The following is an 18525-nucleotide window of genomic DNA, read 5'->3' as shown; positions in this document are numbered from 1 at the left end:
GCAAATTTTATCTCATATAGCCACAGCTGTACCATAGTTTGGCAGCCTAAGATCAACGGGTTGATTTTTATTGAAATATGACAGAGTGAGCAAGTAATACTCAACGAGTCACTCTACGTAATTTGTAGCCTTGATAGCGTTATTTCACCAAGGTTTCCAAATCACGTTTGGATGTCGGTTTTAGAAGTTATTGAAATGCGGTGTGATGATGTGACAAAGCCTGAACCTCTTACTGTTCAATCGTTTTTTTGCAAAACCATTGTACAACGGAGATTCAGGCTTTCTTATTTATCCGAGGTGCTACTAATGCTGACAATCAATCCCCTTCTACAAACCGAACTACATCGGCTAGTTCAAACGGGAAGTAATCGTCTCGTTCAATTAATGCTTTGCGATTAAAGCGTTCTTGATATTCCGATGCCCAACGTTTACTGCGCATTTCCTTTGAGATACATGGGTCTGGATTCCATTCTTTTTCGGCGTTTATAAAGCTTTCGCAGTTATTTAACATACCGCCGAATACTTCTAATAAAATGGCCGAGCCTACCGGTCCAAACCTCTCGCCTTTGTGCAACACTTCGGATTCACGTAATACGTAGTAAAATAACGGTGTGTTATCACGCAGTGGACTTTTTTCGCCATCGGCGATTCGATCTAAACGTTCCCACCCTGGAATACCGTCCAGTTCTAAATTGGTAACCTCTATAGGATAACCGGCCGCTTTTAACGCTTTGGCGGCATCTTGGCCGGAAGGCAAACCCAAGGCGTTACCGCGCAATAAATTGCGGAATGCTAAAGCGCAATCATTCGGGCTGTTGCTGTTTACCACAGGTAACGGCAGCGATTGTAATTCATTAGCGAGTTTTTCGTCGACAGCTTTGGATAAACGCGGACGAATGCATTCATCAACATCTAACATATAGCGCCAATCGACCACCAAATCTTCTGGATAACCGCTAAAACCCAGCGTGCCAAAACGTTCGTCGAATAATTCAACATCCAAATTATCCGCATTAACCGCGTATTCAGAACGAACCAGTGTGTGACCAACACGATAAGCCGCTACGGAAAATTCCACGGGCATTGTCAGACGGCCACTTTCATCAGGATCAAAAAGAAACGGATATTCTTCGGTTTTTTTCAAAATTTTTGGCACAGCAAATTTATACACTTCGCGGTCACACAGGCGTTTTAAAAAATCAAACAACACCAACCACTGGTAGTGATACCGAGTTTCTTTTTGCGCTTCTTCAAAACGCTCACCGCCTTCAACACGTTCGTTATAAATGCGATTATGAAACCGATGAAATAACAATTGCATTTGTGCGACAAAAATATTTTCGTCGTTGCGCGGGTCACCAATTAAAGCAACGCCACCGGGCGAGCGCGCCAAATCAAAACCGTTGGGATTTACCGCTAAACGCCCTGGGCGTTCGGCATCGTAAATATGAGGGCTTGCCTCAGGACCAAAACCGTACACACAATCTAAATCTAAACTGGCAGAACGAATATTCGGAAGCTCGCTCACCTCTTTTGCGTTTTTCGGCGCATCGCGTAATCCCGACGTAGTATCTAAAGTAACGTCGTGATCAATAAATTGCGCGAAAAAGATATAACCGGCGGGAATGGGTGAATCTTCAGTGGAACCATCAAAATCATGCATTAACCCACCGGGACCACCAATAATAGCGGCTTCTTCTTCGGTTAGGGTTAAATTGGGAACGGAATCAGGAAATAATCGGCTAAATGTTGTGACTGCCACGTGACCACAACCACTGGCTTTTGATACACCATGATGCTTAACAGGGCACTTCATCGGTAAGACTCCTTGTATTAATTATGGACGACAGAAATTCCTATAAAAATAGTTACATCACAATAACAATACGTTATTTAGTATCCGAGAATACGGAGTATAGAAGCGCCCAGTAAAACACAAAAGAGAACATCAAAATACATACCCGTTATATCAGTTTTGAGTAAAAATTTTGATAAATAATGACAGCTTGGGTAAACGCTAAAGGTTGATTCAATTAACGATTTTAATAAACAAAAATTGGCAAAACACTAAATGTAATTAAGTGGCCCAATTAAATAAGAAACAGAAAATAAAAGCGGGCTCGCGGTGCAGCACCCAGCCCGCTGGGTGCAAGCCTACCGCTCGCGGGCAGCCTCTGGCTGCCCCTGCTGGCCAGTGGTGGAACAGGGGCGCACGCCGATGATGCGGCTGCGGGCATCGCGGGCGAAGGCGTAGCGGAAAGCCGACCGGCAGAGCCCGGCGTCGTAGATCCAGCAGCCACCGTGCAGCGCTGCAAGCTCATGCTCCAATGGGCCAGTTGGGTCTAGTTTAAGAGTTTTGGAATTTTTAGGGTATTCACGCTTGTAATCCAAACACCATTCCCACACATTGCCATGCATTTGGTACAAACCCCAAGTATTCGCTTGAAAACTTTTTACCGGAATAGTGCTGCCCCTTTTCTCTCCTTTAGGGAAATTTGCGTAGGATGAGTCACCATTAAAATTTGCTTGCTCAGTGGTGATATTTTCCCCGGTATTAAACGGTGTAAGGCTGCCTGCACGACAGGCGTATTCCCATTGGGCTTCGGTAGGAAAAGTTAACTCTAATGAGGGTATTAATTGATTTAATTGCTTAAAAAATTGTTGGCAATCATACCAACTCACCTGTTCTACCGATAATTCTTCTTCGGAAGTATCGTTAACTTTCTCATTTACTTCTGGGTTAAAATAGCTAGGATTCTCTCCCATCACTGCCCTCCATAAGGCTTGGGTTACTGTCGTTTCTGCGAGCCACAAGCCTTGGGTGATTTCTACAGGGTGTTGGCGTTCGTTATCTGCTCTTTCTGGCTCATTTTCTGGCGAGCCCATTAAAAATTGCCCTGGCGGAATGTAGCGCATTTTTAAAGGAATACCTTTTACCGCAAAGGTTTGCCATAAACCGTATACATCTGTGCCCCACTCCACCGCCCAAGGTGCTGGAAATTGCGGTGGTGGCCGTAATTGCCAGCGCTTTCGGGTATCGAAGGTGGTTAGATCGAGTGGGTTTTGGCTGAATTCGTATTGGTTTATGGTCATAGTTTTTAAAGATTAAACAATGTATTAATCAACAATTTTATAATTAATAATTTTTTCTAAAGGTAGTAAGCTGCTATCTAATTTACACGCTTCTTTGTACTTTTTAGCTAATTGATTTATCGCTAGCTCATACCGATAATTAATTTCTTCGTAATCGTCTTTATCGACTGTTTCAGACTGCGATAAAAACTCGTTATATTCAATGGCTCTTTCTAGCGCTTGTAAACACAACGTTAATTGCCCTGAATCAATGGTTACCATTTTTTCTTTCCTTTACTTTAATTCCCGCATTATGAGCTAGCACATCAAGTGCACGCAAATATTTTACTTCCGGCATATCATAATTAGGTGAAATGGAATAATGCCAACACTTTTTTCGCTGCATGTAGTGATCTTTTGTAATAATAATTTCCTTAGGGATAACGGTTCCTGCTGGAATTACGAGGTAATCCCAGTTTTTGTACCCAAAGATACCTTCCTTATCAACAATTGATGTACCCTTCCCTAGCTCTGCCTTTACATACCAAATACCGTTTATTTCTTTACGATTTACATCCGGATCACGAATTGAACCTGAAGGCAATTGACGCTGCTCTAAATCTGGATATAAAGGGTTAGCTCGATCATCAGCCAAATTCAAACCCCGCCAGAAATACAGAGTAGTTGTACCCCGAAATATTTTTTCCACCTCACCTTTACTAATCAAAATATCTTCTAAAGTGATCATATGAAACCTTTCTATTGATTTTAACACTATCCAAATTTAATTCGAAAAACACAAATTGAACCTTATCATAGATTGAACTAAACCAAGTTTACATGCTGGACACCATTTCTCATTTTAAATGCTTACTAATTCTCTGAATGATCTGTAATTGGGATACAAAGACGAACTCCAATACCATCGTAGCTACTATCATGATCAAGTCCCCCTCGACTAGCCGAACGACACTCACCTGCTGGGGCTCTCCAGTGCCCACCTCTCAAAATAGCCTGTTTATTGTCAAAACCACCTAATGGATTTTTTATAATACCCTCCTCTACTTCTGGGTATTTTCGAAATCCATCTAAACACCACTCATTCAAATTGCCATGCATTTGAAATAAACCCCAATCATTAGGGGCAAATTGCAAAACTTGAGCGATCTTACCCATATGTTTTTCGACTCTAAAACCTGTATAAGGAAAAGCCCCATTATAATTAAATTGAGTAGCGGTAATGTTGCCACCAAAATAGAAAGCCGACTTAGTACCAGCTCGACAAGCGTACTCCCATTGAGCTTCTGTAGGAAAAGTTAAATTTGCACCTGAAATAAATTTTTTTAGCTTTTTAAAAAATGAGTTGCAGTCGTTCCAATTAATGGAATCAATTGGTAAATTAGCCTCCTCAATGAGGCTAAGATTTTCACTATCATCAGCATTTTCATTCACATTTGGAGGAATATAACTACTTTTAATTTTTCCCATGATCACCAACCATAACAATTGAGTCACGGTAGTTTCTGCCAACCAAAACCCTGATGTTAAGTGGACCGGATGCTGGTGTTCACTCTCGTGTCGCTCAGATTCATCTTCTGGAGATCCCATTAAAAAACTACCCGGCGGAATATACCGCATTTTAAAAGACACATTTCCGACGGTAATTTTGCTAAAGACTCCATATTTATCTAGTTGTGGCGGAAAATCATTTAGCCATTGGGGGGCGTTATCGTAAACAATCACCTCAAATAAATCTCTTAGCAATAGACCGTCACTCGGATTTGGATTTCGCCACTGTATTTCAAACTGTTCTGCGGTAGCTTTTACACCCTGTGGTGTTTGTTGTATCGATTTTGCCCAGTAAAAATCATTGGAATTATAGGTTTTAAGCGTAATGGTTTCTTTTAAGGTTTTAAGTGTGTGCGTTGATCCCACGGCAAGTTTTATTTGCTGTTTACCGTTAATGTTTGAAACAGACCCTGAATAAATATTGGTATTTTTTACATTGGCAATAACCTGAGTGTTGATTGTGGGGTTTGCATCTAGCTCTTGCTGGCTAATAATTTCTAACGTAACGGTTGGGTGTGAATTTTCTGTAGTTTTGGGCAGTATTGTTGATTGTTTGGCAAGCACCAAGGCGCCGCCTTGGTTGTTGTTAATGACGTCTTTATTTAAGCGCCGATAATAGTCGTCATCTAATACCGGAATTTCCGGCACCTGTTGTTGTGTGGCCTGTTGCCAATGGTGTTTGGCAGAGGTAACCACGGTTTTTAAGGCATCAGGAATAACAGCACTATCAAAATCCGCAATATTTAACCGTAAGGCTTGGCTTAACCAAAATTGGGTTTCGTCGATAATATTTTTATTATTGTTTTGAGTTTCAGCTTCTGCTTGGGCTTTTTCAATAGATGCTATTGATTGTTGGTAATAAGTGGTCACCTCACTCTCAAGGGTTTGTTTTTTATGGTCTGTCAGTAAATCTTGAGCGTGCAGTAATACCAATACTTTAAATTCAATAATAAACGAGGTTAACTTTTTTGGAATGTTGCTTTCTATCGTTTGGCAAACCGTATTAAGCAACTCAACTCCATTTGAGTATTTACTGTTTAGCGTTGCAAACTCATTAAAACATTGATTGATTTGTTCTTGATAATCTACTACACCTTCAAACCAACAGCCTACATTTTGGCTATGCCACCAATTTACATTGGTGTGGTTTATTATTTCCAATTCGAAATCAGGACCTAGTTGAGTAAACTCAGTGCGTAAATTGCGAATGATTGCCAAACTCAAGCGATGCGGAATAAGACTTAATGCTGCCCATAAAAATTCTTTTTGTTGGTTTTCGTTTTCTATCGATAAAGCGGCTATTGTCGATAGATTCGTGTTGGCTTGGGTAAAACTTAAAGGAACGAATAAAACGGTAATGCGTTGTTGGTGTAACTTTTGGCTAAACTCATTCCAAAAATTTGCAGCGGTTTCGACTAATACTTTTTTAGGCGCGCAAATAATCACAGAGCTACCCGATTCAGGCATCGGCAGCTCGCTGTATTCGGTGATGTATTCAAAGTATTCATCAAACTTGGCGGATTTACGCCAATGGCACTGATTAACCTGCTTGGCAGATACCATTCTATGTTTGGAATTCGGTAACAATTCAACCGTTTGCGCAATACCTAATGGGCCAACGTAGGTTTGCAAGTTTCTATACAATTCTACATAGGTATCGTGAAAACAATAACCACTGTGGGTTTTATCAACGTATAGCCAAAGCTCTGCCGGTAATTTATGAGTTTGTAGAAACGGCAGCTCACCTATCGGCTGCTTTTGTGCCATTTGCACAGCAAGCTTGGGAATATCCAACTGTTGATGGTTTTGTACGTGCTCTAAAAACTGGTGTAAGCCATTTTTTACGGCCTGCTTTGACCAAAGACTGGGTGTGTTGCGGGCATCTTGCTGGAGTAATTCGTCGGTAGAGACTGGCTCGTTATCCAAGGGTTTGATTTCATGTTCCGGCTTTTCCTGTTGGGTTTGGTCTTCAACATCATGCAACTCATAGGATTCCACCACCACAATGGGAAAACTCCATGGCGGCTTTTCACGATCTTGCGCTTCGCCGCTCTCCTCTACTAAGTAGCTCGTCTGTTCTTGATCAACCAGGGCTTCTTGTATTTTGGGTGCAAATTCAGGGGGTGGTATAATATCCTGTTTGGATTTTATATTAGCGATGAATTCGTCGGGCTTTTCGACTCCAAGCGCTTTAAGCATAAACGGCAATTGGGAGTGGTCTTCGCCAACCTGGTTAATCAATTCCAATACAGCAGCGTAATCTGTCATAGCGGTTCCTTGGGGTTAATTACGCTGTTGTGTTTTTGTGATCAAATGCTGCTTTAGGGTTTTGAGTTTCATCGCTCGTTCTTTTTCTGCAAACTGGCTTAACGCGCGCAAGGTATCTAAAAATTCCGAAGTACCTGGTTTATAATCTTTCGCGTGTTTGCGCTGCTCAAAAATAAAATCAGCGACCTGCTTTACTATATCGTCAGATAATTCAGCCAATTTTTCATCGTTGGATTGATGAGCGTTATAAATGGCAATTAATTGCTCTTTGTTATCTAAGGTTAAATCTAAAATCGCACAGCGGCGAATAAACGCCATAGGCAGTAAACGTTCTTCGTTAGAGGTTACCACCACCATGTATGGGTGTTGTTCTTGACTCGCTTTAATCGGAAAATTTATATACGGACAGCTGATTTCGCCGGTATCCAGTACATCTAGTAAGGCATTGGGTAACGAAGAATCTGCTTTGTCGATTTCATCGATTAACAACACTGTCCCACCTTTCTCGTGTGGTGGTTTAATATCACCATCAACTTCGGCCGCCAACTTGTCCAGCGAATTTGGCGCAATCGCCTGCCAAATTTTTCCGGGCTTTAAAAAACGATTAACGGATAAATTTTGCTTGCTTTGTGTTCGCAAATTCGCGAAATGCAAACGCTCGATATGGTCTACGTCATACAACAAGCCTTCTACCGAAGTGTTGTATTGCACCACCGCTTTTACCACCCCCCAATCAAGAATAGAGGCAATGGCATAGGCTAGTTGGCTTTTGCCAAGGCCGGGGTCGCCACGGACTAGAAGTGGACGATTGGAAAGAAATGCTGCTTGGATGGCACCAATGTGTTGATCAGTCAGATGATAGCTACCATGCTCAATATCTTCTCTATGAAAACTAATATTTTCTGATTTTTGAGTAAATAATGTTTTTGAAGCCTCTTGATACTCACTCATAAAAATACCTTTAATACTTTTTGCACAAGTTTTCTAATAACCATCTGATGCTGATTAGTTGAAATCAGTTGAACGTTATGCCCTCCCTCCATAGTGTGGAGAACCACTAAACCAAATTTGATTTGCTCTGAAGGCTCAGCTCCCGCATTAAATACATCCATCACCTGCTTAACAGTAGACTCCCATTCTTCTTCGGTGAGAGAGTCGCCCGAGGCAAAAAAATCAGGCTTGATTAATATTCTAAAATCGGTGATTTTTCCCGTATCGTCATACTGTTCATTAACAAACAGTTCTGACCTGATATCAGACGCGACATAGTCCTTATTTTCATTCATACGACGAGCCAAATCCGAACTGTCGCGGTAATAACCTGGCATCAACCGATTTACTATTTCATAGAGTATGTTATTAAACCAATTAGAAGACTTAATCTCCTCCCTTGCTTTCGGGAGTTCAGTAATATCAAAATAATTACTCACCGAAATACCTTTTTCAGTTACGGATTCCAACTTTGGAAGAGAATGATCAATGGCTTCAGCTGCAATTTGACAAAGGAGAATTTTGTCTTCGATATTACCATTTGAATAAGCTAACTTTATTCTTAATCCATTCCGAGATGCTAAACGCATGTCGGTCGCCCAATATTTATCAATAGTTGTCAATAACAACAATGCGCATAACGATTTAATAGATTCAACATCACGCTTATTTGCGTGAAATTCTTTACCCTTTGGTTCTTCGTATGTTTGCTCGATAAAACGTATAAAAGAACGCAGCTCAACGAGATCTAACCCTGAAAAAATTTTATTTTGATTAGCATCATTCAAATAATTTTCTTTGCACCACACACCCAATGATGTTTTTAACCAATTATCAACTGCACGGTTATAAAACTTCTCATATTGGACATTTAATTGTGAAAAAACCGCAGCGTCAATAGCTTGGGAGTATTTAACAAGTTGGATCGCTTTATCCAATAATTGCTCTTCTTTATCGTCATACGACCCTACCAAAAACAATCGTTTCTTTGCTTCAAATAAATATTTGTCAAACTGAGCTTTAGGATCTGTATTCGCCGGAAGATGAAAAGCAGGTGAGAAAGACGGAGCGATAATTTTTTCATAAATTAGAGTAAGTAACTCAGCCAAATAAAATTCACCGACGACGGGTTCTTCGGAAGTAGCATCCATATCTAATTCTATGGATATTTTATCATTAAAAACATCTACACCACCTGTATAACCTAGCATTAAAAATGCTAAATCTACGCCCTGACTCACTATTAAGCTGCAAGTCAATTCCATCAAGCAGTACACACTCTTAAAATAGCTATCGGAAAGGACTAACAAACGCCTTGGAAACATTCCAATAACATCAACGAGATCCGTAATTTTGTCATTCAAATTGAGCAAATAGGTAACCTTAGAAAGCTCAAGATTATCAATGTCATTGTAATCGCCGTATTGTAGATACGACTTAGGATCAATCTGAAATTCGCTGACCTTGTTATTTTCTAAAATGACGGATATTAATTTAAGAATATATCGCTTATCACCACCAGAAAAACTAAACCACAATGGACGAGGGTAATCACTTTTTAGGGTCATTTTTTGCACCCTCTTTAACAATCACTTTCCAGCTTTGATGCTCTTTGTTAACAACCTGCTCTATGTTTTTCACAAACAGATGAAACTTTTCTGATTGATCGATGAATTTTTGATATTCACCTGAATCCGCGCGATAAACTCTCAGCTCACTTTCTAAAATTTGACAAATATTACGATGATGTAACCAACGACTGTTGTATTGGCCAGCGCTGTGCAAAGTTGCAATCGCTGAAAGGAGTACGCCCGCGCCACCAACAATATAGGTAAGATACGAATCATCGGACACTCCCTTGGCGATAAATATTCCTGTAAGAGTAATGCCGAATGAGACAATAGATTGTACCGCAAACAGTGACTGGTAAATTATCTTTGAACGCTTTGACGCTGTGTTGTGATAATTAATTTGTTCACAGACAAATTCTAAGTAAGAACTGTGTCTGTTACTGTCGTTATTATCTAATTCGGTGGAGCTTACCGTTGATCCATCCGCCATTTCGATCTTCCTTCGTGGTAAAAAACACCATCAGAATTGTTTACATATCTGAACCAAAGTTCTAACAAGTATTTTATCGAATGGCAATATGAGAGATGGTTTATATTTCTGAGATTTCTAATGCAAGGAATTGGCGACTTAATACTTTAGTTTACCTAGACTGGCAGAGCTTGACGTGAAAACTTTTAATTAATAATCAATGAAAAATTAAACGATTAAATTTTGAGCCGCCACCGCGGCTCATCCTATTATTATTCTAACGCCACTCAAACGTACTGTTTACATTCATGGGATAAAACAGTTGTCGGTAATCGGGTTCGCTGTCTTTTGCGGGTTTAAATTCAATGTTGTACGTTGATCGTTTGAATTTCTCGACGTTGGTTCTTTTTAGATCGTCTTTTTTCCAATCAATAATTTGAGATTTAACCACTTTACCGTTGCGATCAACCATTAATAAAAAAAGAATTTCTTTGTGTGACTGGCGAAAACTCTTTCGCGCGTGCGATATGGCTTCTTCGGTGTATTTAAAGTCTGGAAGTTGAGGTTTTGATGCGCATGCTGCGATAAATCCAATACAGGCGAAGGCGGTTAGGTTTATTGTTTTTTTGATAAGAGATGGCATCCCTGTGGTAGCTCCTATTGTTACTGTTTAAAACAGCGCTGGAGTATACCGTTATTGTTTCGAGGCACCAGGAGATTTGTGTGACAATTTTATTAAATCCAATAATAAACAAACTTTAGTATTAACAGCATAATAGTAACGTACATACTATTGATACCACCGAATATCTAAAGAGTTAATTAACACTAGAGCGAAACATTTTCTACTGCGCGTTTTGGAAAACTGAGTACCACACAGGTTCCTCCACCTTCGCGTTTATTGAGTACAATTTTTCCGCCGTGGGCTTCGAGAATTTCGCGGACAAGTGCCAACCCTAAACCATTACCGGTGCGCTTGGTGGAATAAAATGGCAACAACGCTTGGTTAATAATGCCTTCTTGTATGCCTTCACCTCTGTCACGCACTTCTAATTGCCAGGTGTTTTTTTGCATTTGCCAATGAATGGAAACATCACTAATTTCCGAACCGGCTTCAAGCGCATTTTTTACCAAATTAATTAATGCTTGTTCGATTTGTCCTGGGTCGAATTCCACTGCGGTATTTGTTGAATTTAATTGATAATTACATTCGAGCGCTTGGCAAATGGAATTTAAAAAGGGTTCTATCTCTGTGAGCTTTTTTTCTGGATTCGGTAATTTGGCGAATCGGGCGTAACCGCGAATAAAATCATTTAAGTGATGAGCGCGTTCTTCAATGGTATCAAACACTTTTTTTAGGGCTTCGTAATTACCGCGTTCGGCCAAGGTTCTGCCAGTGTGTGACAAAGACGATACCGGAGCCATGGAGTTATTGATTTCATGGCTCATAATGCGAATAATTTTTTTCCAGACAAACACTTCCTGTCGGTTTAACTCACGGGTAATTTGACGAATTAAAATTAAATGATGGTGCTGGCTGTTTAAAATAAATTGTGACCGAGAAACATGATAAGACTCCGTAAAATCACCCTCGATGGTGCAAATACTGTCACCCGATTTTTGAACAGCGGCATGGAGTTGCTCTGGTAATTTTTGGATCACATCTGTTAACGAAACACCATTTAAATTGCCGCCTTCGTTGAACCATTGGCTTGCCGCAACATTGGCCAAAATAATGTGGTCGTTGTGATCGCACAGTAAAACTGCCATTGGGCTGTTTTGGATTACCGTTTGCAGTAACAACTCTCGTTGAATCAGAGTTTGGCGTTCGCGCCTTAATAAGTCGCCAACTGAGTTAAGTTCGCTCGTCAATTCAGCGAGTTCTTGCGCTTTCGGTTTGTGAATTGATATACCAAATTCGTTGTCGCGCCAACTGGCAACCATGCTGGAAAGCGCGCGAATTTGTTGTCGGTAGGGTTTTTTCTCAAAATAAAACGCTAAAAACGACGCCGCCAATAATAATGCAGCTGTTGTAATCCAAAAGGCATTGCCCATCAGATTGCTGTATACAACATGATAAATGCCTAAAAAAACGACGAATATCAAAAACCAATAAACCGTACGTATCATTGTTATTGTCCGTATTATTTTTTCTTGATATCAAAGCGTTCCATTCGACGATACAGCGATTGCCGAGACAAGCCGAGCATTTGTGCGGCGTTGGCAATTACACCGTGTGTTTCGGCCAGTGCTGCTTCGATTTCGTCTTTGGTTGGTTCTTTTTTTGCTTTTGGCTTTGGCGGTGTGTGAGATTCTGTAGCACTTGATTCAGTAACATTCGATTCAGCAACATTCGATTCCGTAGCACTTGATTCCGTAACATTCGCTGATGAATTTGCTTCGTTCAGAGCACGTAACCCTAAATGCTCAATCTCTACTTTATTATTTGAACACAGCAATTGCGCGCGTTTAATGGCATTTCTGAGTTCACGCACATTGCCAGGCCAAGGGTAATTTAATAAAGCCTGCTGTGCGTTTGAGCTTAATTGTTTCTCGCCGTCTAAGAAAAAATTAGCCAGTGGCAAAATATCTTCCGGGCGATCGGCCAAGGGTGGTAATTTAAGTTCAATCACGTTTAATCGATAATACAAATCTTCTCGAAACTCACCTGCTTTTATCATTGCGGGCAAATCGGCATTGGTTGCTGAAATAACGCGTACGTTAACGGTTTTGGTTTTAGTGGAACCCAAGCGTTCAAACTGTTGGGTTTCTAACACGCGCAGTAATTTCATTTGTCCCTCTAAAGGGAGGTTACCAATTTCATCGAGAAACAGGGTTCCGCCATCTGCTGCCTCAAAACGGCCAATTCGAATTTTATTGGCGCCGGTATAGGCACCCGCCTCGGCACCAAACAGTTCAGCTTCAATCAACTCTTTTGGTAATGCACCACAGTTAACGGCTATAAAGTTGTTGTTCGGATTGACTGAATTATCGTGAATTAGCTCGGCAATTTTTTCTTTGCCGGCGCCGTTAGGCCCGGTTATTAAAATAGGAATGTCAGACTTAGCAACTTGGCACGCTAAACGAATCAGATTTTCGGTAAGTGGGTCTTGAAAAATAATGTTGTTAAGCGTGTATTCCTTAAATAAAGCGCTGCGAGTTTGGTTGTTCCGCTCTTTTAACCGCAGTAATTCTTGGGTGGAATCAGAAAGCTCTAATAAATTACGAATGGTGGTAATCAGCTTTTTATCATCCCAGGGTTTGGCAAGATAATCCGCGGCACCGCCGCGAACCAAATCTACGGCGGTTTCAAGGCTGGTCCACGCGGTAAGCAAAATAATGGGCAAATCGGGATACTGTTCGCGAATGGTGTGAAACAGTTCGATGCCCTCTTCGCCCGAGGTTTTATCGGCTTTGAAATTCATATCTTGAATGACAAGGTCGACGGACTCACTCTTTAACGCACTTAATCCGTCTTCGGGCGTGGTTGCGGAAATGGTTTGCCAACCTTCAAGGCTAAACAGTAATTCCAGTGCGGTTGATACCGCGGTATTGTCGTCAATAACCAGTAGCTTTCTGTCATTCATAGATATTCATTAATGTTTTCGTTATACACTGCGCGTAGCAACCGCTGGCTGAACATTCATCGCTCGCATCGCCGGTGCACAAACCGCTATCATGCCCATTAAGATTAACAACAATGCGCTGCCTAATAAGTAACTCATGGGTAATTTCGAGAGCGAAAACGCAGTTACTAACCAATTATTTAATGCCATAGCCAGAATAGAACCAATAATAACGCCAATGCAAGTAATGATCAGATTTTCAGTTAAAAAGTACGTTAATATATCGAATTTAGTGGCACCTAGAGCACGACGGGTACCAATCTGTTTGGTTCGTTGGGTTACCCAAAAACTCACCAGGCCGATGATGCCTAAGGCGTTGATCAATAACAGCAATACAATCACAATCGTTAACGTTGTGGCCATTCCTTTGTCGTTTCGGACAAAAACTTCACGAATATCAGAAAATGGTCTGGGCGGCCGTATAACGCGTTGATCATCAAAATTCGATAATTCTGTTTGGATATTTTTTACCAGATTGTCGAGTTGGCCGTTTTCGGCTCGAACTACGTAGCGCGAAAATTTACCAAATATCGGCTTATGGGGTACGTAAATTACACGGTTAAAGATTGGTTCAGACCAGCCTCTCCAAGGCGCTTTAATGTCATTAATTACACCAATAACTTCAGCAAATTTAGGGTTCTCAACGCCACCGTACCAGATCTTTTTGCCCACAACTTCTTCTGGATTATTTAAATCAGGAAATAAAGTAAGAGCCAAATCAGCAGATACAATACAGACTGGAGGTTCCAACTCATCCGATAAATAATAATAAGATATTTCTTCAGAACGAAAGCTACGCCCTGCAATCAGGTCCACCCCCAGTGTGTCTACCAAGGTTTCATCGGCAAAATAAAATGCAGAACCAATCTCCACACCTTTGTAATCTGATTGAGAACTGACTCCGCTTGACCAACCGGAATTAGACAAAGGCAAAGAATTAGTCGCCATTGCAGAATTAACACCCGGTAAGCTTTTAAGAAAGGCTAAATCATTGGCTATGGCGTTTTCCATATTGTAGCTGTCCGACAAGCTGGAAAAGCTAATCATTAAGGTATTATCTTCATCAATACCTGATTTTACTGAAATATTGTCGAGGCGTTGATTAATGATAAACAATGAATTAACAATAATTGCCAAGGTTAACGCCACTTGTGTAGCAATTAAAACTAGCCCTACCGGGTTTCTAATCAATGTTTTGAAGATCGGCTTAATATCCATAGTAACCTCTACTGTGACTTTAACTGACGAGCTGGGGTAATTTGGCAAATCCGCCAGGTCGGATATAACCCTGAAATCAAACTCGTTATAATGGCGACTGCAAAAGCAAATAATGAAAGCTTGAAATCTAAATGCGTAAGTACGGCGATGTCGGGCGAGAAACTGCGAACCATCAATAAACCAAGCCACGCTAAAGCCAATCCTAAAATTGCTCCAACAATACCCAAGGTGGCCGATTCTATTAGGTGCTGATAGAAAATTTGCGCACGACTTGCCCCAAGTGCTCGACGAACACCAACATCGCCCGACTTTTTGAGAAATTTTGCCAGCATTAAACCTACAGTATTTAATAAGCAAACGATCAGAAACGCGCCGGACAACCACAATTGAATATGTGTATCGTCAGTTACAACTTCACGAACTTCCAACCAGTCCATCACATCAGTTATTTGATTATTTAGTGGCCGAGGAAAACGACCTAGATTTTTTTGATCGATAACATAATTGTCTATAAATTGCTGGTATTGTTGTTTATGATCTTCATCTTCTAGTTGAACCCACATATTAATCCATACACAATCAGATTCTAAATAACCTTCGTAGCTTGCTGTTGGCAATGGTTTCCAACAGCTATTATTACCAGCCGGACGTAGCTTTAAAAAATCATTAAGAGTAAACGGTAAATAGAAATCTTCCGTATCGCCAAAATCTTGAGAATTAACTAAGTCATAGTATTTCGGTCTTGGTGCAAAATCATCTAGGACACCAACAATTTTGTATTCGTGATCGTTCAGCCGAAAATATTTTCCAACGCTGTTTTCACCACCAAAGACTCTTTCGTTCATGTCTTTACTTAACACAATCACTCTATTGCGTTGTTGATCATCGCGCCGAGTCCACGCCGATCCGTATAAAAATTTCGGTTCGAACATCGGGAAAAAATCACTGTAGGTTACTAATCCTTGTGCTCTCAGCGGTTTTATATCTGGATTTTCAGGCTGTGCTGCCATAATCACACTAAAAAAAGCCGTCTGATAAGTGGCTTCTTTGGATTCGGCTAAAAAATGGGAATCCCGATACGTTAGGTGTGGTGGTGGTCGATTATTCTCATCGTCCCACGCGCTATCTGGCGCCCAATTATCCAACTGCACTGTAAACAGCTTGTCACTTTTATGAGGGATTGGATCACCCGACATATAGTGGAATACAGTATAAGTCGTCATAAAAGCGCCAATACCTAAAGCAATGGCTAATACCATTAATGCGCTTAGCCAAGGATTGCCTTTTATACTTTTTAGAGACAACCAAAAATAATATCGAATCATGATATTTCCCTCGAATTAAGCGGTTTCTGCTGTGCGCTCTACGTTGTCATTGTTAAAAACGGTTCGCAAATCGGTAACTTGTCCATCAATAACATGAACATTACGACGCGTTCTTGCCGCTAATTCTGGGTCGTGGGTCACCATAATAATGGTGGTGCCGTTGGCATTAATGCTTTCTAATAATTCCATCACTCCACGAGCCATATTGGAATCAAGATTTCCTGTCGGCTCATCGGCCAGCAACAATTTTGGTTCACCCGCGAGTGCACGCGCAATGGCAACACGCTGTTGTTGTCCGCCGGATAATTCCGACGGAAAATGCTTCATTCGCGATGCCAAACCCACCTGTTCTAATGAGGTTTCAATGCGTTGTTTGCGTTCTTTGGCAGAAAAACCGCGATAACGCAGAGGAACATCCACATTATCAAACAGATTTAAATCCGGAATTAAATTAAACCCTTGAAAAATAAAGCCAAGTTTTTCGTTGCGCAACGCCGAGCGTTTACGGTCGGATAATCCGGTAAGTTCGATGCCATCCAATTGATAACTGCCTTCAGTGTGCTCTTCTAATAAACCGGCAATATTCAAAAATGTTGTTTTGCCCGAACCGGAAGGGCCGGTTACCGCCACAAATTCGCCTTCATCCACCGTAATACTGAATTCGCGTAGCGCGTGAGTTTCTACCAAATGCGTGCGATAGACTTTACTTAAACCATTCATTTTTAACATGATATATACCTTAATTTTTTTAATTCAGACGCACGCGGTCGGCGTTATTGAATAATTCGATACTAGAAATAACCACTTTGTCGCCAGGATTAAGCCCCTCTAAAATTTCTACTTCGGCAACGTTTGAAATTCCGGTTTTAATCGACAGACGTTCTGCGTAATTTCCTGCCACTAAATAAGCGATTCTACCGCCGCCATCGTTCATAAAAGGACCGCGCGTTAAAACCAGAGTGTTATCGCGTGACTCTAACAACACTCGTGCTTGTAAACGCTGGTTTTGGCGAAGCTCTTGCGGGAGTTCTTCATCAAAACGAATGCGTGCTGCCACTAGGCCGTCGTCAACTTGGGGGGAAATCGACGCAAGGTGACCGCGCACTTGGGAATTCCCCATTCGGATGATTGAATCTAAGCCAGTGCTTAATGCGTCAGCGTATATTTCTGGAATTTGTGCTTCTAGTTCCAATTGGGTTAAATCCACGACACTTAAAATTCCTGCATTGCTGGCAATAACGGCTTTTTCATCGACCATTAAATTACCCACCATGCCGTCAATGGGTGAGACAATATTTAGCGCCTCAACTTTTCGAGCCAAATCCGCAACCAGCAATTCTTGCTGACGTAATTCTAATTCGCGTACTTCTTGTTCAAACTTCCAGCTGGCTACGTTTAAGTCAGCTTCTTCTAACGCATGAGCGTATGCGATTTCTGCGCTGGTTAGTTCGTCTTTGGATTTTTGATAATCCACTTCGGTAACAGCGCCTTTTTCCCACGCTTTTTCATTGCGTTTTTTCTCGCGTTTTGCGGTAAGTAATGTTCGGCGCGCTTCTTCCAATTCTTTTCTGGCGATTAAATCGTTTTTTTGGTTTTCAATGGTCTGACGTTTTACTTCTATGCTCAATCGATCAAGAATGGCTTGCTCTTGTTGCAATTGATTTTGTAATTCGGGACTTTCAATAATTGCAACTATTTGATCTTTTTTAACCTGCTCGCCCGCTTTAACGTTAAAACTGACAATACCGGAATTCGACGAATACAAAACCGGGCTAAAACCGGCGACGACTTTTCCGTTGACCGAAACGTCACGCACCAAATGCCCGGTTTTAACTTCTGCAATGCGCAAGCGATCTAAATTCACTTCAGGTGTTGTGTCTATAAAGCGATTAAAAGTAAATCCGATTGCAACAATAACGGCAAACGCGATGGTAGCCATAGTAAGCCATCGTTTGGTGTTGTTTTTTTGGGCTCCAACGATGTGGTCTTGTGCTGAAGTATCTTTAATCATGTGTTCACCTTTGAATTGATACTGGTGAGATTGCACACGCTGTGCCAAACAACAAACGATTAAATTTTGCCTTTAAAATCAAATAGTTAAAAATTACATTAATTATTTTGTCTGCTTGGTACAGTCCGGACATTCAAACCCGGACAGACTATTTATAAGTTCGGACACAATCGGACACTTGCGGACACAACTCTGTACAAACCTCGGCAAAAGAACATGTCGCCTACGTAATCATAAAAACTTTTATTACTAAAATAATTTTTTAATCGACGGCTAATCGTTGATTCGATATAAACTAATTTGCAATTTGCGTCACTTTTATGTGATTGCGGCAGATTAATCACATTCGCTTCACAAGCCTATTTTTCCGGTTTTAATTCGCTATACTGCCGAGCCATATATATCT

The 18525-nt window shown here is 40.9% G+C and carries 15 protein-coding genes; all 15 read right to left on the bottom strand.

The annotated features are described in order from the left end of the window. Window positions 1-316: 316 nt before the first annotated feature. Window positions 317-1816, bottom strand: a complete 1500-nt coding sequence (locus LU361_RS13610) for a peroxidase family protein (RefSeq protein ID WP_233089379.1) — start codon at window positions 1814-1816, stop codon at window positions 317-319. Window positions 1817-2154: 338 nt separating this feature from the next. Then, complete coding sequence (locus tag LU361_RS13605; protein ID WP_233089378.1) at window positions 2155-3093, bottom strand: formylglycine-generating enzyme family protein; 939 nt, start codon at window positions 3091-3093, stop codon at window positions 2155-2157. A 24-nt stretch (window positions 3094-3117) separates the two neighbouring features. Continuing rightward, complete coding sequence (locus tag LU361_RS13600) at window positions 3118-3354, bottom strand: hypothetical protein (RefSeq protein WP_233089377.1); 237 nt, start codon at window positions 3352-3354, stop codon at window positions 3118-3120. After that, window positions 3341-3820, bottom strand: a complete 480-nt coding sequence (locus tag LU361_RS13595) for a Tse2 family ADP-ribosyltransferase toxin (protein WP_233089376.1) — start codon at window positions 3818-3820, stop codon at window positions 3341-3343. Before LU361_RS13595 ends, LU361_RS13600 begins: the two co-directional genes overlap by 14 nt. 125 nt (window positions 3821-3945) lie before the next feature. Then, complete coding sequence (locus LU361_RS13590; protein WP_233089375.1) at window positions 3946-6909, bottom strand: formylglycine-generating enzyme family protein; 2964 nt, start codon at window positions 6907-6909, stop codon at window positions 3946-3948. 15 nt (window positions 6910-6924) lie between these two features. After that, complete coding sequence (locus LU361_RS13585; protein WP_233089374.1) at window positions 6925-7860, bottom strand: AAA family ATPase; 936 nt, start codon at window positions 7858-7860, stop codon at window positions 6925-6927. Continuing rightward, window positions 7857-9467 (bottom strand): hypothetical protein, encoded by a 1611-nt coding sequence (locus LU361_RS13580; protein ID WP_233089373.1) that lies wholly within the window; start codon window positions 9465-9467, stop codon window positions 7857-7859. The genes LU361_RS13585 and LU361_RS13580 overlap by 4 nt, the downstream gene beginning before the upstream one ends. Next, window positions 9451-9960 (bottom strand): DUF4231 domain-containing protein, encoded by a 510-nt coding sequence (locus tag LU361_RS13575; protein WP_233089372.1) that lies wholly within the window; start codon window positions 9958-9960, stop codon window positions 9451-9453. The genes LU361_RS13580 and LU361_RS13575 overlap by 17 nt, the downstream gene beginning before the upstream one ends. Window positions 9961-10216: 256 nt before the next feature. Beyond that, a complete protein-coding gene (locus LU361_RS13570; RefSeq protein WP_233089371.1) occupies window positions 10217-10582 on the bottom strand; it encodes a hypothetical protein in 366 nt (121 codons plus the stop codon). Between the two features lie 185 nt (window positions 10583-10767). Next, a complete protein-coding gene (locus LU361_RS13565) occupies window positions 10768-12069 on the bottom strand; it encodes a sensor histidine kinase (protein WP_233089370.1) in 1302 nt (433 codons plus the stop codon). A gap of 14 nt (window positions 12070-12083) precedes the next feature. Further along, the gene (locus tag LU361_RS13560) at window positions 12084-13526 is read right to left on the bottom strand and encodes a sigma-54-dependent transcriptional regulator (RefSeq protein ID WP_233089369.1); all 1443 of its coding nucleotides are present in this window, start codon (window positions 13524-13526) and stop codon (window positions 12084-12086) included. A gap of 21 nt (window positions 13527-13547) precedes the next feature. Further along, window positions 13548-14783, bottom strand: a complete 1236-nt coding sequence (locus LU361_RS13555; protein WP_233089368.1) for an ABC transporter permease — start codon at window positions 14781-14783, stop codon at window positions 13548-13550. 8 nt (window positions 14784-14791) lie between these two features. Further along, on the bottom strand, window positions 14792-16108 hold the full coding sequence (locus tag LU361_RS13550; RefSeq protein ID WP_233089367.1) for an ABC transporter permease: 1317 nt from the start codon (window positions 16106-16108) through the stop codon (window positions 14792-14794). A gap of 15 nt (window positions 16109-16123) precedes the next feature. Next, window positions 16124-16837: an ABC transporter ATP-binding protein gene (locus LU361_RS13545; protein ID WP_233089366.1), complete on the bottom strand. Its 714-nt coding sequence runs from the start codon at window positions 16835-16837 to the stop codon at window positions 16124-16126. A 19-nt stretch (window positions 16838-16856) separates the two neighbouring features. Next, complete coding sequence (locus LU361_RS13540) at window positions 16857-18119, bottom strand: efflux RND transporter periplasmic adaptor subunit (RefSeq protein WP_233089365.1); 1263 nt, start codon at window positions 18117-18119, stop codon at window positions 16857-16859. Window positions 18120-18525: the final 406 nt, after the last annotated feature.

It is taken from the genome of Sessilibacter corallicola, assembly GCF_021290925.1.
Taxonomy (GTDB): Bacteria; Pseudomonadota; Gammaproteobacteria; order Pseudomonadales; family Cellvibrionaceae; genus Sessilibacter; species Sessilibacter corallicola.
This window is presented reverse-complemented; position numbering and strand designations above follow the sequence as displayed.